Here is an 18,233-nt window from a genome sequence, read left to right as displayed (position 1 = left end):
GCATCGTCTCGTGTTATAAAATTTCACAAGTTAGGATGAAATTAATGGAGATCTGTCTCGAAACAGGTACCGTTCTGTCAGGAACGGTCGAGCTAACGGGCAGGGTTTAAGTACACCACGGTGGGAAGTTCTGGCAATGGGTCTCAAATGTTCCGTCCTCGGGCACAAGTACGGTGAGACCACCGTCGAGCGCGAGCGCGAAGAGCAGGGTAGCGAAGTCGTCATCACCATCCAGGAACGGGAGACCTGTGAGCGGTGTGGAAATACGCGAATTGTCTCGGAAAACAAGGAGGTAACGGCTATCGAGACGCCGTCGGATATCGCCAGCGACCTCGTCGAAGACGAGTCCGAATCCGAAACGGCGGAACCCGAATCATCACCGGCAGACGAACCGACTGACAGCGCGGTCGAGCCTGATGATGAGGAAGCGGAGCGTTCGGACAGCTGGGACAGCGTCGACGACCCGGTGGAAACACCGGGTGACAGTGAAATCGGCGACGACGGCGTGGACAACGGCGAACCGGTCGATCCGTCGGCCGACGATGCCGAGATCATCGACGACAGCGACGAGGGCGAAGACGAGAGCGGCGACGTTGAGTTAGACGAGCCGACGACGACGGTCGACGTCCCGGACGCCGAGGGTGAGGAGCCGGTAACCGAAGACAAGACCGACCCGGAGAAAGACGACGGGCTCATTCTCGGCGAGGAAGAGGAATCAGAGCCGGCTGGCGACGACCGCCAGCCCGGTGAGTGGCCCGATGAGCCGGGGGACGACGGGGACAACTGGTCCCCGGAGACGATGCCAGTCGATACCGGAACAGACGACGATTCGGGTGTCGAGCCGACCAGCGACAGCGCCGTGACGGTTCCGGAGGGTGAGTTCGCCTGTCCGGAGTGTGGATTCACCACCGAGGTGGAATCGACATCGCTGCGCGCCGGGGACTTCTGTCCGGAGTGTCACAAGGGGTCACTTATCACCCGTGGCGAGGAGTGAACGCAAAGGGTAAGACAGCCCCTCGCAAAAACTCGCCCATGCGAGAGTACAAGATGCGACGGGGCGAGCATCTCGAAGACCGCGTCCCTGACATGGAAGCGTTCGTCGAGGAGTACTTCGGCGAAGTAACGGATACAGAAGAGTACGAGGGCACCGACTTGCTGGTCGTCGACGACCCCGACAACCCCGTGTTTGACCGGGTTGTTGCGGGCCGAGTCGAGTACGGCTCCAAGAAGGACAAAATCGCGCTCCACATCGACGAGCGACCGGCGGAGGACGTCATCGCCGAGGGCAACGTCGACGCGGCCGAGGACGCCGTCGCCATCAAGAACGATTTCCTGGAAGAGGCAACCGACCGCGACGCGAAGGCGCGACGCGATTCGCTGAAGCGCTCGGTCGAGGACGACGCCGACGCCCCGGACAACGTCTAGCGGCGGTCGTCGGGCGAACGCAGTCCGCGAGTGCCGGCAGGCTGATACTGCGTATCGGTTCGGCACGGCCCGCGTAGTCATCCGGAAATTCTTCGATACCGTATATCGCCAGTATCACTCAGCGTCAGACGGGCGTCACATCTAAATACGCTTGTGGCATAGGTTCACATACGCCTTGCCCGGAGGCGCGCACAAGTATCCGGGGCACGAGACACCCTCGTGTTGCCACGGAGCCAGCTCCGGGGCAGCCTGTCATAGTTTGTCCGCCCGCCGGAGCGGACCTAATCCGGCATTCGCGGCCAGGTCAGTTACCGAGACAGCATTCCCGTTTTATCGGCGTGATATTGGCGGCAAAATCCAGCCGTTGGTCGGAAAGGTTCGGGAGTCAGAACGGCGCTATTCGGCGAGTCCGTAGCCGCGTCTGAACAGCACGTAGTCGATTGACAGCACGACCACGGTCGTTCCAGTCAGGACGGCCAGCGACGTGTTCGGGTCGATTTCGGTGACGCCGATCATGCCGTAGCGAACGCCGTTAACCATGTACACCATCGGGTTGAGCAGCGAGATGTTCCGCCAGAACGCCGGCAGGACTTCGAGCGAGTAGAACACCGCGCCGAAGAACACCAGCGGCCGGAGGATGAACTGGTTCATCACGGTGAGGTAATCGAAGTCGCTCGCCCAGAGGCCGCCGATGACGCCGAGGCCGCCGAACAGCGTGGTAATCACCAGTAGGAACGAGACGAGATACACGGGGTTGGCGACGGGAACCGAGGTGAAGATCAGTCCCACGCCGACGATCAGTAGCGACGTGACGACCCCCCGGAGTGCGCTGGCCGAGACGTAGGCGGCCACCATGCTCCGGTTCGACATCGGAGAGGTGAGAACAGCTTGAATGTAGTCGTTCCAGCGTCCGTGGAAGATGGTGAAGGAGGCGTTCTCGAAGCTGTCAGAGATGGCCCCCAGCACGACAAGTCCGGGCAGGACGAACTGGAGGTAGCTCACACCCGCGATCTCGCCGATTCGGCTCCCCAGAATAACGCCGAACACGGAGAAATACAGCGCGTTCGTGATTATCGGCGGCAGGAACGTGTTGTACGGGCGGCGGACGAACCGGAGGATTTCCCGCCGGACCAGCGTCAGGAACTGGGTCGTGTTCTGGTTCATGCAGACACCTCCGCGTACTCGCGGTCGTCGCGGGTCATGTCGACGAACACCTCTTCGAGCGACGCGCGGCGGATGTCCAGCGATGTGACAGTGTGGCCCTGTGCTTCGAGTTCGCGCATGATCGCCGGTGCGGTCTGGCTCCCACCCATTGCGGTGACGGCCAGCCCCTCGTCGGTCAGTTCGATGTCAGTGATTCCATCCACGTCGAGTCTGGGGGCCGTCCGTGGTATCTCAGCGAGTTCGAGAACGATAGTGTCCGTCCCGCGGGCCATCAGGTCGTCGGGGGTCGCCACCTCGACCTTTTGTCCGTCGTCCATGATGGCGACCCGGTCACAGAGGCGCTCGGCCTCCTCGATGTAGTGGGTCGTCAGCAGAATCGTCGTCCCGGCATCGTTCATCCGATTGATGATGTCCCAGAGGTCGTGGCGGAGCTGGACGTCGACCCCGGCCGTCGGCTCGTCGAGGATGAGCAGGTCGGGGTCGGAGACGAGCGCACGCGCGAGGACGAAGCGTCGTTTCATCCCGCCGGAGAGCCAGTCGAAGCGGGTGTCCCGCTTGTCCCAGATACCGACGGTCTTCAGTGCTTCTTCGGCGCGCTCGCGGGCCTCCGCCCGGCCGATGCCGTGGTAGCCGGCCTTGTGTTCCAGCACCTCGATGATGGGGAAGAAGCGGTCGACGTTGAATTCCTGTGGCGCGACGCCGATACGGTCGCGGGCCTCGCGGTAGTCGTCTTCAACGTCGAAGCCGAACACCTCGGCGGTCCCACGGTCCTTGTGGACGAGGCCGACCAGCGTGTTGATGAACGTCGTCTTGCCGGCCCCGTTCGGGCCGAGCAACCCGAAGAACTCGCCCTGCTCGACAGTCAATTCTAGGTCGTCAAGCGCCTGGACGTCGCCGTAGCGCTTCTGTAACCCACTGGCGCGTATCGCCGGTTCAGTCATTGCCGCCCTTAGCGCGGCGACACCGAAAAACGCATTGAAGCCCCCGAAAACCGGCAGTTAGACTGATACAAGCTGACAAGATTGACCGAGCGGCGAGGTCCCGTCGACCGGGCTGTCACAATCCTACCGACCGAGGCGTTCCCGGGCGATACCGACACCAGCCGGCGTGATGATGAGCTGGTCGTCGTCCTTCTGGACGATGTCGCCGCCGACCTCGTTGGCGACCTGCTTGAGTTCGTCGCTGATGTGTTCCATCGTCCGGTCCTGTGTGGAGTGACGCGTGATGTCCGCGACGACCACGTCGCCGTCGTAGACGGCGTCTTTGATGTCGATGACGTCCTGCTTGTCGCTGATACGGGCGATCCGAACCTGGCGTTCGAGTTCCGTCCCGGTCATCTCGAATTCGTTCGCGTCCAGTTCGACGTAATCCTCGGTGTTCCGAGAGGATCCAGACTCCCCGAGGATCTTGCTCATCAGTCCCATGTCACTCACGGCGTGCGCTACCCGTTTCAACTTTTCGTCCATCGAACGTGTCGCCATGGCACCCCCTGAGCAGGCGTGGTGACGGCCTGCGTTGCACAAAACGTTATTCAGATGACGGAACGAATACTGACACCGATGCGTCCGCCCTCCATTAGGATGACTCCCCGCACCGTCGCAGCCGTCGGTGGCGTCCTCTATGCCATCGGCGTGCTGTCGTGGCTGTTTACAAACGGCGTCCATTTCTCGTCGCAGGACCCGACGAAACTCGTGTTCGGGGCCGGCTACGCCGCCGTTGGGATGGTCCTCGTAGCCGCCGTCCCGCTGTATCTCTGTAGCCGCCTCTCGCTTGTCACGCCGGTCCTCGTGACGCTCTGGCTACTCGGAAATGCGGTGTCTCAGTGGCTGTACGGGACACATCTCCACCCGCTGTCGTCGTATCTCACCGTCTGGCCGCTGCTGCTTGGGGTGGCCGTGGGCGCTGGCGTGGTCGAAGCGGTTGTTAGAATCAGCATAGACCGTACCCTCGACCGCTTCGGACTCCGACCATTGGTGTGACTGGAGTGCGATACCAGTAGGCCGCGCTACACCGAGAACTCGAACAGGTCGTCGCCGACGTGGTGGAGCGATTTGACGACTTTCCCGCTGTCGCCGACCATGTCGTCACCGTCGGTCTGTGCCCGGCCGACGGCGAGGAACTTCCCGTGGGATTCCTCGTTGATGACGACCAGATCGCCCTCGCTGATGTCGTCGTCGGCCTCGGTGATGCCCGGCCGCATGATGTCAGCGCCGTCCGAAACAAAGGAGACGGCCCCGGCGTCGACGGTGACGATGTGTTTCTCCGGGGGGTACTGATTAGCACCCTGGACAGTCAGGAACGGTTCGCCGTTCAGATACAGGACGAGCGGGTCGCCATCGACGAGGACAACGTCCCAGTCGCTGTCGTCGAACTCGACCTTCTCGAAGCTGTCCGCGTCGAGTTCGACACCGAGGTTGTCCGACAGCGCCGTCGTGATGGTGTCGACCTCGTCCGAACGGAGGTGGTGTCGCGACTTGACTTCCATGCCCGCGTCTCCTCGGCGACAGAGGGTAAGCGTAACGAAGCGGGCGAGGTGGCGGACGCACGTTTTTGTTCGCGCAGACCAAGGTCGGAGTATGCGAGTCGTCACGCTCCTGCCCTCGGCGACGGAAATCATCTACGCACTCGGCGTCGAGCCGGTCGGTGTCTCACACGAGTGCGACCATCCGCCGGCGGCCCGCGAGAAGCCGTCGGTCAACCGGTCGCGCGTCGACCCGACGGCGTCGAGCGGCGAAATCAACGAGCAGGTCGCCGCCGCCGAGGAGAACGACGGCGTCTACACCATCGACCGCGAGACGCTGGCCAAACTGGACCCTGATCTCATCGTCACCCAGGGCGTGTGTGACGTCTGTGCCGTCGACCACGTCATCGTCTCCGAGGCCGTCGAGGAACTGGGGCTGGACGCCGATGTACTGACGCTTGATGTCCACAGCCTCGATGACTTATTCGAGTCCATCCACCGCGTCGGCGCGGCGGTCGGGCGCGATGACCGCGCCGCCGACCTCGTTGCCGACCTCCGGGATCGAGTCGCAGCAGTGGAGACAACAGTAACACGAGCCGAGACGGCCCCCCGCGTGGCGGTGCTCGACTGGCTCAACCCGGTGATGGTTGCCGGGCACTGGGTACCGGGGATGGTCGAAATGGCGGGCGGCACCTACGGCATGGAGGAGGACGGCGCTCACTCTCGACCGCGCGAGTGGGAGGAAGTTGTCGAATACGACCCCGAAGTGCTGGTGGCTGCACCGTGTGGTTTCGACGTGGCACAGACTCGCGAGAACCTCGCCAACCTGACCGGGCGGCCTGGCTTCGACGACCTGACTGCGGTTCGGGACGGGCGGGCGTACGTGATGGACGGCCACCACTACGTGAATCGGTCAGGGCCGCGGCTCGTGGATACGCTTGAGTTCCTGGCGGCGCTCGTCCACCCGGACTTGTTTGAGACGCCACCGCGGGACGCCGTCGTCGAACTCGGGACGGTCCGGGCCTAGGTGGCGGCCGCGGCCAGGCCGACATATGTGTTGCCAAGGACGACAATCGCGCCGAGTGCGACGACAGACAGGAGCCAGGCCCGCCACAGCGGGACCCGCTCGACGAGGTCACGACACTCCAGCAGGACGACGCCGACGTAGAGGACCACAGCCATCTTCAGGGCGATAACGAGCAGTGGTTCGTGGATAAGGAGGGTCCGTATCCAGGGGTTTGCTTCCAGCCCCGGCCCAGCGAACTGCGCGGCGAACAGCGTCGACAGCGCGTCGCCGAAGCCCCAGACGAGCACCAGCGAGAACACCAGTTCGACGTAGCTTGGCTTCTGCAGTCGAACCGAGAGGGGATGAGATGCGTGGTCAGGGCGGGTCATGCGAAGCGATACCGTTACTCTCGACTAGTGGCGCATAAAGATCGGTTCCGCAGTATCAAGCATGAAAATTGGCAGGCAGCACAGAGCGAGCCGGTCAGTCCTCGGCAAGCGAACAGCGTCCCTCGTAGCTGGCGTCGGCGACGCTCGCAATGGCGGGGTCGTCGCCACACACCGGGCAGTCGGGGTTGGCGGCGACAGGGATCTCCTCGAAGGACATCTCGGCGGCGTCGTAGGCAATGAGCCGGCCGTCCAGCGTCTCGCCGTAGTCCATCGCGAGCTTGACGACTTCGGTCGCTTGCATGCACCCGATAGTGCCCGGTAGGACACCGAGAACGCCCGCTGTCGCGCAGTCGGGGACGGTCCCTTCCGGCGGCGCTTCGGGGAACAGACAGCGGTAACACGGGCTGTTGCCCGAGAACGTCGTCACCTGGCCCTCGAACTGGAAGATCGCGCCGTGGGAAAAGGGCGTGCCCGAGAGCGTGCAGGCGTCGTTGACCAGAAAGCGCGTGGCGAAGTTGTCGGAGGCGTCGACCACGATGTCGTAGTCGGCCACCAGGTCGGTCGCGTTCTCCCGCGCCAGCCGCAGTTCGTGGCGGTCGACGGTCACGTCTGGGTTGAGGTCGGTGACGAACTCGGCGGCGCTGTCGACCTTTGGCCGGCCGACGTCGTCATCACCGTGGATGACCTGCCGCTGGAGGTTCGACCGTTCAACCACGTCGTCGTCGACGATGCCGAGCCGGCCGATGCCCGCAGCCGCGAGGTACTGGAGGACTGGTGCGCCGAGGCCGCCGGCCCCGACGACCAGTACATCGGTGTCGAGCAGCGCGGCCTGGCCCTCCGGCCCGACGTCGTTCATGATGATGTGCCGGGAATAGCGATCAAGCTGTTCTGGGTCCAGATCCGGTCGCATAGTGGTCGTACGCCACCCGGAGAAATAAACGACTGGTTCGTCGTGGGCGTTTCGAGCTGTAGGGAGGATAAACTCAAGCCGCTCAGTTGTTGCGCTGGAGGTCCGCGACGAGGTCGTCTATCGCCTGATTGATGTCGGTGAGAAGGTCCGTTTGCTCATCGGATTCGTCGGCGATGTCTGCCGTGCTGTCGGCGATATCCTTGGCTGCGTCCGTGGACTGGTCGATCATGCTCGCCACTTCCTCGGTCGAAGCGGCCTGCTGGTCCGTGGCCGTCGCGACCTCCTCGATACCGTTGTTGACTTCTCGGACGGTGTCATCGATCTCTCCGAGGATTTCGGTCGATTCCTCGACGGTGTCGATCCCCTCGTCGATCTCCTCGTTGCTCTCTTCGAGGCTCTCGACAGCGTTCTCGGTATCGTCCTGAATCCCGTCGATCATCTGCTCGATGGTCGTCGCCTGCTCCTGTGACTCCTCGGCGAGGCTCTTGACCTCGTTTGCGACGACGGCGAACCCCTCACCCGCTTCGCCGGCGCGAGCGGCCTCGATAGACGCGTTCAGCGCCAGCATGTTGGTCTGGTCGGCGATGTCGTTGATGACGTCGACGATCTCGTCGATCTCCTCGACGCTCTCCTGAATCGTCTTGACGTCCTCGGCAACGCTGTCGGCCGCCCGCTGGATGTTCTCCATCGCCTCATGGACGTCGTCAGCGTTCCCCTGCCCGCGCTCGGCGAGTTCCTTCGCTTCGCGGGAGGCCGCCGAAACCTCTTCGGACGACGAGGCGATCTGCTCGACCGACGCAGAGAGGTTCGACACCTCGTTTGCGATGTCTGTCAGGCTCTCGTACTGCTCTGCGGCCTGTTCGCGGATGTCGGCAGTTTCCTTCGCGATGCCGACCGACGAGCCCTCCAGCTCGGCCAGCATCGTCTGGATTTCGCTTGCGGCAGCGTGACTGTAACCGGCCTCCGTGTCGATGTCCTCCGCGATATCATCCTGAATATCCGCGTCGATATTGTCGTCGATCCCCGAACCTGTTTGACCCCGTACGTTTTCCGTCGGTCTCTCAGCCATAGTGGTCGTCACAATGGACGGGGAATATAAAACGGGTTGCCCAATAGTATCAGAGTCGATATCTGGAACGGGGTTCGCCGACCGTCGTGTCAGCAGTCGTACAGCGCGCGGTACTTCTCGTCGGCGTAGTCGAGGAAGTGTTCGGCGGTGAAGGACTCGCCCGTTGCTTCTTCCACGAGGTCGTCGGTCCGATAGCGTGCGCCGTGCTGGTGGACGTTCTCGGTGAGCCAGTCGTGGATCGGGCCGAACTCGCCGGCGCGGACGTGGTCGTCGAAGCCGTCGATGTCCTGCCGAGCGTGGTGGTCCAGTTGCGCGGCCAGCACCGACCCGAGCGTGTAGGTGGGGAAGTAGCCGAAAGAACCGTTGGTCCAGTGGATGTCCTGCAGACAGCCCTCGGCGTCGGTGTCTGGACGGACGCCGAGATACTCCTCCATCTTGTCGTTCCAGACCGCCGGCACGTCCGCCACGTCGAGGTCCCCGCGGATGAGGTCCCGCTCGATCTCGAAGCGGACGATGATGTGCATATGGTAGGTCAGCTCGTCCGCTTCGACTCGGATGAGGTTGTCGTCGTACACCTCGTTGGACGCTTCGTAGAACTGCTGGGCGGTGGCATGGGTCCCGAGATGGTCGTTTGCGGTCTCGGTAAAGAAGTCCCAGAACGGGCGCGAGCGGCCGACGTGGTTCTCCCAGAAGCGGGACTGGGACTCGTGGACCGAGAGGTCGCGGTTGTCGCCAAGCGGCGTGCCGTAGTCCTCCTGTGGCAGCCCGAGCGTGTACGTGGCGTGGCCGAACTCGTGGATGGTCGAGCCCAGCGCGTCCAGCGGGTCCTCGGGGGTAAAGCGGGTGGTGACGCGGGCGTCGAACTGCGTCCCCATCGAGAACGGATGTGGGGCGGTGTCCAGTCGGCCGCGGTCCCAGTCGTAGCCCAGCGCATCCAGTGCCGTCTCGACGAGATCGTGCTGTGTCTCGTCGTCGTAGGTGCCCTCGAAGGGGTCGGCGAGCGTCACGTCGCTGTCGGCGATGTCGTCGATGAGCGGGACGAGCGCGTCGCGGAGCTCCGTCAGTACGTCCTCGGCGGTGTCGATACCAAGATACGGCTCGTACTCCTCGAACAGCACCTCGTAGGGGTCGCGGTCGGGGTCGATGGCGGCGGCGTACTCCCGTCGGAGTTCCACGAGTTCTTCGAGCGTGTCAGCGAAGGCATCGAAGTCGTCCTCAGCCTTGGCCTCTTTCCAGACCGGCAGGGCGTTCGAGGACGCCTCGGAGATGCGTTCGACCAGATCGGCGGGAACCTTGGTGGCTCGCTCGTGGTCTCGTCGGACCTCCCGGACGACGGCTTCCTGTTCGGGGTCGAGGTCGGCGTCGTCGAGTTCGTCCAGCCAGTCGGCCAGAGCGTCGTCGGTCAGCAGATCGTGATGCAGCGTCGAGATGGCGGAGGTCTGCTTCGCCCGGGCCGGCGTGCCGGCATCGGGCATCATCACCTGCTGGTCCCAGTTGAGGACACCCCCGGCGTCTCCGATGTAGTGGAGGCGGCGGACGTGATCCAGGAACTGCTCGTACGTGGACTCGCTGTCCTCGCTCGCTGTTGCCATACAGCGGGGTTAGGCCGGCGACCCTAAAGACCCGGTGTCGGCGGTAAGCGGTGCATTAGCTAACAGCCCACGTCAAGGTAGCGCGGAACAGCCAACGGTCACTCGGACGGCCACGACTCGGCAACGGCCTCGTAAATATCCCGACACCGCTCGACGACAGCCAGCGAGACGCTCTCGTCGGCAGTGTGGGCTTCGCCGGGTTCGGCTGCACCCACGATTACACAGTCCGTCCCGGCCTGGGCGAGCCAGCCGGCGTCGGTTGCGTGCGGTTTGACGACGTGCTCGGGTGTAGCGGCCTGAGCGGCGGTAGCGGCGTCCAACACCGCGTCCGCGAAGTCGGCGTCGCCACAGGCCATCGGCGGGAGGTCCTGATCGACGCGCCAGGTGACTCCCTCGATGGCTTCGACCCTGTCCAACGGGGCGCGTTCGCCGGGGACCGTCCGTTCGTCGACCGTGACCTCGCACCGCTCGGGGATGACGTTCCAGGCCGAGCCGCCGTCGATCTCAGTGATGGCGACGCTCCCGCTCATTTCGTGGCCCAGAACGCTCGTTTCGGGAAAGTCGAGGTCCCGGACCACGTCGACGGCGTCGGTCGCGCGGTAGATGGCGTTCGCGCCGGCCTCGGGTTCGCTGGCGTGGGCCGCCGCGCCCTCGGCGACGATAGTCGACCCTCGCCGGCCCTTGTGCGCGACGGCCACGTCCGTTGTTCCGGGTGCAGAGTAGCCGGTCGACCCCTCACCGACGACGGCGTAGTCGGGCGCGAAGCCGTCCTCGATGGCGGCCTGGCAGCCGACGCCGCCCTGTTCCTCGCCGACGAACGAGGCAAAGACCAGTTCGCCAGCGGGGTCCGCATCTCGGAAGGCCAGCATCGCCGCGGCGACGCACCCCTTCATGTCCGCCGCGCCGCGGCCGTAGAGTCGGTCTTCGCGTTCCTCAACGATGTATTCGCCGTCGGCGTCGACCTGCGATTCGTCCGGCGGGACCACGTCGTGGTGGCCGACGAGGGCGAGGGACTCGTCACCCCGACCTTTGCGAGCGATGACGTTCCCGTGGTCGTCGCGAGTGACTCGCGCGTCGGTGTGGTCCCGGAGCCACGACGCAATGTACTCCCCCGCAGTCGATTCGTCGTCGTGACTGGGGATCGAAACGAGGTCGCGGGTCAGCGACGCGAGCGCGTCCATATCCGTGGGTCTGGAGCCGGGCAGCAAAAAATCCGTGGCGGGCTCGCAGGTTCGTGGTCTAGCTGTCCGGGAGTCCGGCCAAACACTGCCCGCCCCGGCCGACCGAGGGGCGTGGACTCCACACCCTTATCAACGGCAGTCTCCAACGTTCGCGTATGGAAATTGTACCGGACACGAGCGTGGTCATCGACGGCCGCGTGTCCGACCAAGTGAAGGCCGATGCCGACCCCGATACGGATGTCGACGGCATGGGCTTTGCCGGCGCGACGGTCGTCGTTCCCGAGGCCGTCGTCGGCGAACTCGAAGCACAGGCGAACGACGGCCGTGAGACGGGCTGGGAGGGCCTCGAAGAGCTCCAGACGCTCGTCGACCTGGCAGAGGAAGGCACCATCGACGTGGAGTACGTGGGCCGGCGGCCCGACGCCATCGAGAAGCGCGAGGCCGGCGAGGGGCAGATCGACGCGCTCATCCGGGACATCGCGGGTGACCGCGACGCCACGCTCGTGACCAGCGACGACGTGCAGGCCCAGGTGGCCCGCGCGAAAGGGCTCTCGGTCGAGTTCGTCGAGCCGATCAAGCGCACGGTCGACCGCCTCCAGATAGAGAACTTCTTCGACGAGGGGACGATGAGCGTTCACCTCAAGGTCGGCGTCCAGCCCTACGCCAAGAAGGGCTCTATCGGCGACATGCAGTACACGCCGATCCGCGACGACCCCGCGACCGAGAGCGAACTCCGGGAGTACGCCGCCGACATTGAGGAGAGCGCACGTGCCTCACCGGACGGCTTCCTCGAACTCGACGAGCCCGGCATGACGATCACCCAGTTCCGGGACTACCGGATCGCCATCGCACGGCCGCCATTCGCCGACGCACTCGAAATCACGGCCGTCCGGCCAATCGTCAAGACCGAGCTGGACGACTACGAGTACGCGGACGAACTCCGGGATCGCTTCACCGAACACCAGCGTGGCGTCCTCATCTCTGGCTCACCCGGGGCCGGGAAGTCGACGTTCGCCCAGGCCGTCGGCGAGTTCCTCGTCGACGCCGACTACGCGGTCAAGACGATGGAGAAACCCCGGGACCTCCAGGTCGGCCCGAACATCACGCAGTACACCGAACTCGGCGGGTCGATGGAGAAGACCGCCGACTCGCTGCTGATGGTCCGGCCGGACTACACCATCTACGACGAGGTGCGCAAGACCGACGACTTCGAGGTGTTCGCGGACATGCGCCTGGCCGGTGTCGGCATGGTCGGCGTCGTCCACGCGACCCGCGCCATCGACGCGCTCCAGCGGCTCATCGGCCGCGTCGAACTCGGACTCATCCCCCAGATCGTCGACACCGTCGTCTACATCGAAGCCGGGGAAGTCGACACGGTCTACGACGTGACGACCGAGGTCAAGGTCCCGCAGGGGCTCATGGAGGAGGACCTCGCGCGACCGGTCATCATGGTCAAGGACTTCGAGACCAACCGCCCGGAGTACGAGATCTACACCTTCAACAACCAGGTCGTCACGGTGCCGCTGGGCGACGAAGACGACCAGGAGGACTCGGGCGTCGACCGCCTCGCCAAGCAGGAGGTCGAACGCGAGATCCGCTCTATCGCCCGCGGCCACGTCGAGGTGGAACTCCGCGGCCCCAACACCGCCGTCGTCTGGGTCGAGGACGACGACATCTCGCAGGTCATCGGGAAGGGCGGCGGCCGCATCTCCGACGTGGAGAACCGCCTCGGCATCGACATCGACGTACGGACCTTCGAGGAACGCCCCGCCGGGCCGTCAGGCGGTCCCCAGACCGAGTCCGGCGGCAAGCAGGGCGAAATCGTCCAGCCGGAGGTCACCTCCCGGCACGTCATCGTGCCGCTCGACGGGCACGCCGGCGACACGGTCGAACTGCAAGCCGACGGCGAGTACCTCTTCACCGCAACGGTCTCGCGGGGCGGCGAGATCCAGGTCTCGCGCGGGTCCGGCATCGCCGAGGAACTGGAGCGAGCTATCGACCGCGGCAGCACGATCACGGTCGTACCGTCGTAGGCGGTTCGACGCGCAGAGGTCGCAGGCTTTCCGTCCGGAGGAGGTGTCGCGTCGCGGTCACCGGCGGCTGACCGCCGTCGCTACACAGCCGAGTAAGAAAGCGCGTCAGTCGGAGACGGCGGCGTCCGCTTCCGCCGGTTGGTCGATAATCTCGTAGAGGTTCTGCCGTGCGTCCGCGAAGTAAACGTCTTCTTCGATGACACCGACCTCGTCGAGTCGTTCCAGAGCGTAGCGAACGGTCCGGGCCGAAAGCATCGACTCCTCGACGATGCCTTTCTGTGTCAGCGGGCCGTCGTACTCCAGAACCTTGTATACGAGCTTTGCGCTCGGCGGAAGGTCTGCGATGGCCTCCCCATCAGAGTCCGTCATTACCCGTAATCAGAAGCGCCGGGCGCATAAAGATTGAGGAGTCAGTCTCACCGGCACGAGCATTCGCGGCCGCGTCACAGTACTGAACCGCGCACCTTTTGGTTGCGGGTAGTGGAACGTGTGGTATGGCTACGGAAACGGCGGACGGAATGAGCTCCCACATGCGAGGGCTCACTGTCACGACGCTGACAGCCGTCGCTGGCATCGCCGCCGCGTTCGGTTCCAACGCGTTAGCGGCCACGCCGGACGACACGCAGGGCGTGCTCGTCCTCGCGGTCGCTATCGCAGTACAGTTCCCGATTCTGCGGGTGATCGGCATCGACACGGACGACCTCTCGGCGAAGGACGTGCTCTACATCGGCTTCATGACGTTCGCGCTGTGGTTCGTTTCGTGGGGCATCCTGCTGACGACGGGAGCGTAACGATGGCCGAGGACAGTATCGCCGTCGTCGACCTAGAGCGGTGTCAGCCCGACCGCTGTAACTACGAGTGCATGAACTACTGCCCGCCCAACCGCAGCGGGAAGGAGTGCATCGTCAAGCGGGAAGACGAGTACGAGGAGGACGAGCCCTTCGAGGGCCAGCCCGATCAGGTCCGCATCTCCGAGGAGATCTGTCTGGGCGAGTCCTGCGGTATCTGCGTGAACAAGTGCCCGTTCGACGCGATCGAGATCATCAACCTCCCACAGGAACTGACCGATGAGCCGGTCCACCGCTACGGGGAGAACGCCTTCGCGCTGTACGGGCTCCCGAGCCCTGCCGAGGGCCAAGTGACGGGGATTCTCGGCCCGAACGGCATCGGGAAGACCACCGCCGTCCGCATCCTCGCCGACGAGATGCAGCCCAATCTGGGCCGCTACGGCGAGGAGCCGAACTGGGACGAAATTCTCGATGAGTACCGCGGAACCGCCCTGCAGGAGTACCTCGAACAGATGCGCGACGGCGACGTGACCGTCGCTCGCAAGCCCCAGTACGTCGACCGGATCCCGGACCAGTTCGACGGCAAGGCCCGGCAGCTACTCGACCAGACCGACGAACGCGGTGACCTCGACTATCTCATCGAGCGAACCGGTATCGGTCCGGTCGTCGACAACCACATCGACGACCTCTCGGGCGGGGAGCTCCAGCGGGTCGCGCTGGTCGCCACGCTGGCACGGGACGCGGACTTCTACTTCCTCGACGAGATCACGCCGTATCTGGACATCGGCCAGCGGATGACCGCCGCGCGGCTCATCCGCGAACTCGCCGAGGACGAGGACCGCTCGATGCTCGTCGTCGAGCACGACCTCGCGATTCTGGACCTGCTCGCCGACAACATCAACGTCGCCTACGGGACGCCCGGCGCGTTCGGTATCATCACGCCGCCCAAGTCGACGAAGAAGGGCATCAACGAGTACCTCTCGGGCTACCTCGAAAACGAGAACATGCGCGTCCGCCAGACGGAAATCGAGTTCGAGGAACACGCGCCACGCAGTGCCTCCACCGGCGACGTGGTCATCGAGTACCCCGAACTCGGGAAGAGCTACGGCGACGGCGAGTTCTCGCTGTCCGTCGATGCCGGCACCATCCGCGAGAGCGAGGTGCTTGGCGTCGTCGGCCCGAACGGTATCGGGAAGTCGACATTCGCGAAGATGCTCGCCGGCCGGCTCGAACCGACCACGGGCGAGATCGACACCAGCCTCGACATCGCCTACAAGCCCCAGTACATCGAGATCGACCAGCCAATGCGGGTCGACGCGTTCCTCGCGTCGATTACGGACGACTTCGGAAGCTCTTACTGGAACACCGAAATCGCCCAGCCGCTGCAACTAGAGTCGGTGATGGAACAGCAGCTCACCGACCTCTCCGGCGGGGAGCGCCAGCGGGTCGCCATCGCGGCCTGCCTCTCGAAGGACGCTGACCTCTACTTGCTGGACGAGCCCTCGGCCCACTTGGACGTGGAACAGCGGGTGATGGCGACCTCGGCCATCCGCCGCTACGCCGAGAACCACGACGCGACGGCGATGGTCATCGACCACGACATCTACATGATCGACCTGCTGGCCGACCGCCTGCTCGTCTTCGACGGTGAACCGGCGAAGAACGGCCACGCCGCGCCGCCACAGGGCATGCGCGAGGGGATGAACGAGTTCCTCCAGAACCTCGATATCACCTTCCGCCGCGACGAGCGGACCTCACGCCCCCGTATCAACAAGCCCGGCTCGCAACTGGATCGCGAACAGAAAAACGCCGGCGAGTACTACTACGCGCCGTAGGCTCAGAGGGGCAGTGACGCCGGTGAGAGCCAGAACGCGAGCAGCTGGCCGCCGAGTACCATTACGAGTCCGAAGCCACCGACGACGAAGAGTCGCTTTTGCAAGAGCCATCGAGCATCGTCGACGGTCCCGCGAATCAAAATCGGCTCAGTGTCGTCCCTGTCCGATTCACTGTGGTCCGTGTGCGTCCCGAACAGCCGGTCCGGCGGCGCGGACTCGATGTGGACCTGACCGGGGCGCGTGCCCTGCGTCGGCTCGCCGACGACAGTGACGGGTTCCGAACTGGGGACGAACTCCTCGATGAATCGCGTTCTGGCGTCGCGCGCTTCGGGGTCGGGCAGGTCCGGAGACGACCGCATGAACTCGGCGACGGCATCCGGGAGCGATTCGTCTTCGGCGACAGTCGTGTAGCGCTCCGCGTTCGAGAACACGCGGTGCCGACCTGAATCGACCGCCACAGCACCGTCACCGAGCGTGAACGGGATGCTTTCGACGCTGGTGGCGACGTTCGACCAGACCTTTCGGAACCCGAGGCGGGTCCGCTGCTGGGCAATCCAGTCCGTGTGGACCGACGGCTCACCGGAGATCGGGGTCACCGCGGCGTCGGAGTCAGCCACGGTGGGAACCCCTGACGTTGCGACGATACCGCCGCCAGTGTGTGCCGACAGGTCCGCCGGCGGAACGGCCGTAGCAGCGGCGAGAATTCGGTACTCGTCCAGCGACGTGAGTGCGATAGTCCCGAGGTAGAAACCGACGCCGCTGATGGCCGCACCGATGACCCACGGACGCCCGTCAGCGACAGGTGCTCCGGCCAATACGGGGAGGAACACCCAGACGAGCGCGACCAGGAGTATTGCCCAGCCGCGGGCACCGGTGAGCCCCGTCCGGCGTGACAGTTGCGCCGCGATTGCGGGGTCGAACCACTTGACGCCAACCGCGACAGCGACCGATACTCCAAGGAACCCGACGTAGCCAACGACACCCATACACCCGGATTCACGCCGGTTTTGAAAAGTCCACGGGTCGGTTCAGTCACCGATACATACGGAAGCAGAAACGACTCCAACAGCGCTGTCGCTAACTGTCGAGACCCCGTCCGGGACAATGTGGGCAAATCAGGCCGCGGGGTCACCGCTCACGCCGGTTTCGGACCCTGCAACCGCATCGTCTAAGCCATCGTCGACTTCTGCCGGATCGAACTCCTCGTCCGGGTCGAGTTCGCGGTCCGGCTGCTCGTCTGTCTGGGACTCAGTGACCGCTTCATCACCGGTGACCGTCACGAAGACCTCTCGCAGTTCCGCAACGCGTTCGGGGGATTGACTCTTGCTCATCGCGTGTGTGTACAAGTACCACAGAAGTGTAGGCGCTATACCGAATCAGTTTGGTATCCGTTCGCAAATTACAACACGTTTCGCTGGCAGGACCCACACAGCGAGACTTCCTTGACGTCGACTTGTCGGACCGTGGGGGAGAAGTTCATTACGCAGCGCTTGTTGTCACAGTGTTCGAGACCGAGCGTGTGGCCGACCTCGTGGACGACCTCTTTTCGAACGCGCTGTGAGAAGATCTCACCGGCAGAGCGGTTCGAGAAGCCGCCGTCCGAGGACGTCTGGAGCCGGTACGTAGAGATGACGCTGCCGGAGCCGCCGAGGTATGCGAGTCCAAAAACGTAGTTCCGACGGCGATAGAAGAGGTCTTTCGGCGTGATAGCGATGTTTTTACCGCCAGAGCCGACCCGGCGAGCGAGGTCGATAAACTCCTCTGCGCGGTACTGGTCGCGGTCCCCATCGTACGCGCCGGCGGGAATGGACTGTGGCTCGTGCATCGAGACTTCACAGTCGTAGACGGAGCGAAGTCCGTCCGAGGCCTCGCGTTTGACCTGGGCTGAGACCTCGCCCACCGGCACGATGTCGACGTGCATGGGAACGCATATGCGCCCGCATCTCATAAATTGTACGACGTGACCGACACCACCGGCCCGCTCGTCGACCGACTGGCGTCCGTCGATTCCGCCGTCGAGGTCGGCATCGGAAACCACCCTGATGTAGCCGCAGCTCTGGCAGAGCGAGGCGTGGATGTGACCGCAACAGACATCGTCGAACGGGAGGTCCCCGACGGGGTGCGGTTCGTCGTGGATGACATCCTCGATCCGGATCAGTCCGTGTATGTGGATTCAGACATCGTATTCGCCCGGAATCTCCCGCCTGAACTGCACCGGCCGACGCTGACCGTTGCCGACGCTGTCGGGGCGGCGTTCTGGTTCACGACGCTAGGCGGCGATCAACCAACGGTCGCCGTCGAGCGCGAGCAGCTCCGTGGCGGGGAGACGCTGTACCGGGCGAAGGATAGCAAAGCGCTTGAATAAGGACCTCATTCCCAC

21 protein-coding genes are annotated in these 18,233 nt (G+C 64.2%); 8 read left to right on the top strand and 13 right to left on the bottom strand.

The window, feature by feature from the left end; all coding sequences use genetic code 11:
- Positions 1-136: 136 nt before the first annotated feature.
- Positions 137-994, top strand: coding sequence for a DUF7093 family protein (locus tag C444_RS03820; RefSeq protein WP_004591050.1), 858 nt, complete (start codon positions 137-139; stop codon positions 992-994).
- 38 nt (positions 995-1,032) lie between these two features.
- Positions 1,033-1,425, top strand: coding sequence for a DUF5611 family protein (locus C444_RS03815; RefSeq protein WP_004591049.1), 393 nt, complete (start codon positions 1,033-1,035; stop codon positions 1,423-1,425).
- A gap of 396 nt (positions 1,426-1,821) precedes the next feature.
- Here the strand turns inward: C444_RS03815 and C444_RS03810 are convergent, their stop codons facing one another.
- The 3 genes from C444_RS03810 to C444_RS03800 all read right to left on the bottom strand — a co-directional run bounded on the left by C444_RS03810 (position 1,822) and on the right by C444_RS03800 (position 4,013).
- Positions 1,822-2,589: an ABC transporter permease gene (locus C444_RS03810; RefSeq protein WP_004591048.1), complete on the bottom strand. Its 768-nt coding sequence runs from the start codon at positions 2,587-2,589 to the stop codon at positions 1,822-1,824.
- Positions 2,586-3,530, bottom strand: coding sequence for an ABC transporter ATP-binding protein (locus C444_RS03805; protein ID WP_004591047.1), 945 nt, complete (start codon positions 3,528-3,530; stop codon positions 2,586-2,588). The genes C444_RS03810 and C444_RS03805 overlap by 4 nt, the downstream gene beginning before the upstream one ends.
- Positions 3,531-3,653: 123 nt before the next feature.
- Complete coding sequence (locus tag C444_RS03800) at positions 3,654-4,013, bottom strand: cell division protein SepF (protein WP_004591046.1); 360 nt, start codon at positions 4,011-4,013, stop codon at positions 3,654-3,656.
- A gap of 156 nt (positions 4,014-4,169) precedes the next feature.
- Here C444_RS03800 and C444_RS03795 point away from each other — a divergent pair, with 156 nt between their 5' ends.
- Complete coding sequence (locus C444_RS03795) at positions 4,170-4,568, top strand: hypothetical protein (RefSeq protein ID WP_004591045.1); 399 nt, start codon at positions 4,170-4,172, stop codon at positions 4,566-4,568.
- Between the two features lie 26 nt (positions 4,569-4,594).
- Here the strand turns inward: C444_RS03795 and C444_RS03790 are convergent, their stop codons facing one another.
- Positions 4,595-5,074, bottom strand: coding sequence for an RNA-binding protein (locus C444_RS03790; protein WP_004591044.1), 480 nt, complete (start codon positions 5,072-5,074; stop codon positions 4,595-4,597).
- Between the two features lie 91 nt (positions 5,075-5,165).
- On the opposite strand from C444_RS03790, the gene C444_RS03785 reads away from it, so the two are divergent.
- Complete coding sequence (locus C444_RS03785) at positions 5,166-6,077, top strand: cobalamin-binding protein (protein ID WP_004591043.1); 912 nt, start codon at positions 5,166-5,168, stop codon at positions 6,075-6,077.
- Here C444_RS03785 and C444_RS03780 read toward each other — a convergent pair.
- From C444_RS03780 to C444_RS03760, 5 genes are all read right to left on the bottom strand, one after another.
- On the bottom strand, positions 6,074-6,445 hold the full coding sequence (locus C444_RS03780; protein ID WP_004591042.1) for a DUF5658 family protein: 372 nt from the start codon (positions 6,443-6,445) through the stop codon (positions 6,074-6,076). The genes C444_RS03785 and C444_RS03780 overlap by 4 nt on opposite strands.
- 94 nt (positions 6,446-6,539) lie before the next feature.
- Positions 6,540-7,355, bottom strand: a complete 816-nt coding sequence (ubaA, locus tag C444_RS03775; RefSeq protein WP_004591041.1) for an SAMP-activating enzyme E1 — start codon at positions 7,353-7,355, stop codon at positions 6,540-6,542.
- An 82-nt stretch (positions 7,356-7,437) separates the two neighbouring features.
- Positions 7,438-8,424, bottom strand: a complete 987-nt coding sequence (locus tag C444_RS03770) for a methyl-accepting chemotaxis protein (RefSeq protein ID WP_004591040.1) — start codon at positions 8,422-8,424, stop codon at positions 7,438-7,440.
- Between the two features lie 89 nt (positions 8,425-8,513).
- Positions 8,514-10,016 carry a carboxypeptidase M32 gene (locus tag C444_RS03765; RefSeq protein ID WP_004591039.1) on the bottom strand — a complete coding sequence of 501 codons (1,503 nt, stop codon included), beginning with the start codon at positions 10,014-10,016 and terminating at the stop codon, positions 8,514-8,516.
- Positions 10,017-10,114: 98 nt separating this feature from the next.
- The gene (locus tag C444_RS03760; RefSeq protein WP_004591038.1) at positions 10,115-11,197 is read right to left on the bottom strand and encodes a M20 family metallopeptidase; all 1,083 of its coding nucleotides are present in this window, start codon (positions 11,195-11,197) and stop codon (positions 10,115-10,117) included.
- Positions 11,198-11,352: 155 nt separating this feature from the next.
- Between C444_RS03760 and C444_RS03755 the strand changes: the two genes are divergently transcribed.
- Positions 11,353-13,230, top strand: a complete 1,878-nt coding sequence (locus C444_RS03755) for a PINc/VapC family ATPase (RefSeq protein WP_004591037.1) — start codon at positions 11,353-11,355, stop codon at positions 13,228-13,230.
- Between the two features lie 105 nt (positions 13,231-13,335).
- Here C444_RS03755 and C444_RS03750 read toward each other — a convergent pair whose 3' ends face one another.
- Complete coding sequence (locus C444_RS03750) at positions 13,336-13,599, bottom strand: winged helix-turn-helix domain-containing protein (protein WP_004514919.1); 264 nt, start codon at positions 13,597-13,599, stop codon at positions 13,336-13,338.
- A 125-nt stretch (positions 13,600-13,724) separates the two neighbouring features.
- On the opposite strand from C444_RS03750, the gene C444_RS03745 reads away from it, so the two are divergent.
- A complete protein-coding gene (locus tag C444_RS03745) occupies positions 13,725-14,021 on the top strand; it encodes an EMC6-like membrane protein (RefSeq protein ID WP_049909081.1) in 297 nt (98 codons plus the stop codon).
- A gap of 2 nt (positions 14,022-14,023) precedes the next feature.
- Entirely contained in the window at positions 14,024-15,853 is a 1,830-nt protein-coding gene (locus C444_RS03740; protein ID WP_004591035.1) for a ribosome biogenesis/translation initiation ATPase RLI, read from the top strand.
- A gap of 2 nt (positions 15,854-15,855) precedes the next feature.
- Here C444_RS03740 and C444_RS03735 read toward each other — a convergent pair whose 3' ends face one another.
- From C444_RS03735 to C444_RS03725, 3 genes are all read right to left on the bottom strand, one after another.
- Positions 15,856-16,839 carry a hypothetical protein gene (locus C444_RS03735; protein WP_004591034.1) on the bottom strand — a complete coding sequence of 328 codons (984 nt, stop codon included), beginning with the start codon at positions 16,837-16,839 and terminating at the stop codon, positions 15,856-15,858.
- A 129-nt stretch (positions 16,840-16,968) separates the two neighbouring features.
- A complete protein-coding gene (locus C444_RS03730) occupies positions 16,969-17,184 on the bottom strand; it encodes a hypothetical protein (RefSeq protein WP_004591033.1) in 216 nt (71 codons plus the stop codon).
- Between the two features lie 68 nt (positions 17,185-17,252).
- The gene (locus C444_RS03725) at positions 17,253-17,774 is read right to left on the bottom strand and encodes an archaemetzincin family Zn-dependent metalloprotease (protein WP_004514915.1); all 522 of its coding nucleotides are present in this window, start codon (positions 17,772-17,774) and stop codon (positions 17,253-17,255) included.
- Positions 17,775-17,804: 30 nt separating this feature from the next.
- Between C444_RS03725 and C444_RS03720 the strand changes: the two genes are divergently transcribed.
- A complete protein-coding gene (locus tag C444_RS03720; RefSeq protein WP_004591032.1) occupies positions 17,805-18,218 on the top strand; it encodes a UPF0146 family protein in 414 nt (137 codons plus the stop codon).
- Positions 18,219-18,233 lie beyond the last annotated feature (15 nt).

This window comes from Haloarcula japonica DSM 6131 (assembly GCF_000336635.1).
Classification (GTDB): domain Archaea; phylum Halobacteriota; class Halobacteria; order Halobacteriales; family Haloarculaceae; genus Haloarcula; species Haloarcula japonica.
Note: the sequence above shows the minus strand (reverse complement) of the source record. Positions and strands in the feature narration are given on the sequence as shown.

Coding starts and splice junctions, on each gene's coding strand:
- C444_RS03820 (WP_004591050.1), top strand. CDS start 137: ATGGGTCTCAAATGTTCCGTCCTCGGGCACAAGTACGGTGAGACCACC.
- C444_RS03815 (WP_004591049.1), top strand. CDS start 1,033: ATGCGAGAGTACAAGATGCGACGGGGCGAGCATCTCGAAGACCGCGTC.
- C444_RS03810 (WP_004591048.1), bottom strand. CDS start 2,589: ATGAACCAGAACACGACCCAGTTCCTGACGCTGGTCCGGCGGGAAATC.
- C444_RS03805 (WP_004591047.1), bottom strand. CDS start 3,530: ATGACTGAACCGGCGATACGCGCCAGTGGGTTACAGAAGCGCTACGGC.
- C444_RS03800 (WP_004591046.1), bottom strand. CDS start 4,013: ATGGGACTGATGAGCAAGATCCTCGGGGAGTCTGGATCCTCTCGGAAC.
- C444_RS03795 (WP_004591045.1), top strand. CDS start 4,170: ATGACTCCCCGCACCGTCGCAGCCGTCGGTGGCGTCCTCTATGCCATC.
- C444_RS03790 (WP_004591044.1), bottom strand. CDS start 5,074: ATGGAAGTCAAGTCGCGACACCACCTCCGTTCGGACGAGGTCGACACC.
- C444_RS03785 (WP_004591043.1), top strand. CDS start 5,166: ATGCGAGTCGTCACGCTCCTGCCCTCGGCGACGGAAATCATCTACGCA.
- C444_RS03780 (WP_004591042.1), bottom strand. CDS start 6,445: ATGACCCGCCCTGACCACGCATCTCATCCCCTCTCGGTTCGACTGCAG.
- ubaA (WP_004591041.1), bottom strand. CDS start 7,355: ATGCGACCGGATCTGGACCCAGAACAGCTTGATCGCTATTCCCGGCAC.
- C444_RS03770 (WP_004591040.1), bottom strand. CDS start 8,424: ATGGCTGAGAGACCGACGGAAAACGTACGGGGTCAAACAGGTTCGGGG.
- C444_RS03765 (WP_004591039.1), bottom strand. CDS start 10,016: ATGGCAACAGCGAGCGAGGACAGCGAGTCCACGTACGAGCAGTTCCTG.
- C444_RS03760 (WP_004591038.1), bottom strand. CDS start 11,197: ATGGACGCGCTCGCGTCGCTGACCCGCGACCTCGTTTCGATCCCCAGT.
- C444_RS03755 (WP_004591037.1), top strand. CDS start 11,353: ATGGAAATTGTACCGGACACGAGCGTGGTCATCGACGGCCGCGTGTCC.
- C444_RS03750 (WP_004514919.1), bottom strand. CDS start 13,599: ATGACGGACTCTGATGGGGAGGCCATCGCAGACCTTCCGCCGAGCGCA.
- C444_RS03745 (WP_049909081.1), top strand. CDS start 13,725: ATGGCTACGGAAACGGCGGACGGAATGAGCTCCCACATGCGAGGGCTC.
- C444_RS03740 (WP_004591035.1), top strand. CDS start 14,024: ATGGCCGAGGACAGTATCGCCGTCGTCGACCTAGAGCGGTGTCAGCCC.
- C444_RS03735 (WP_004591034.1), bottom strand. CDS start 16,839: ATGGGTGTCGTTGGCTACGTCGGGTTCCTTGGAGTATCGGTCGCTGTC.
- C444_RS03730 (WP_004591033.1), bottom strand. CDS start 17,184: ATGAGCAAGAGTCAATCCCCCGAACGCGTTGCGGAACTGCGAGAGGTC.
- C444_RS03725 (WP_004514915.1), bottom strand. CDS start 17,774: ATGCACGTCGACATCGTGCCGGTGGGCGAGGTCTCAGCCCAGGTCAAA.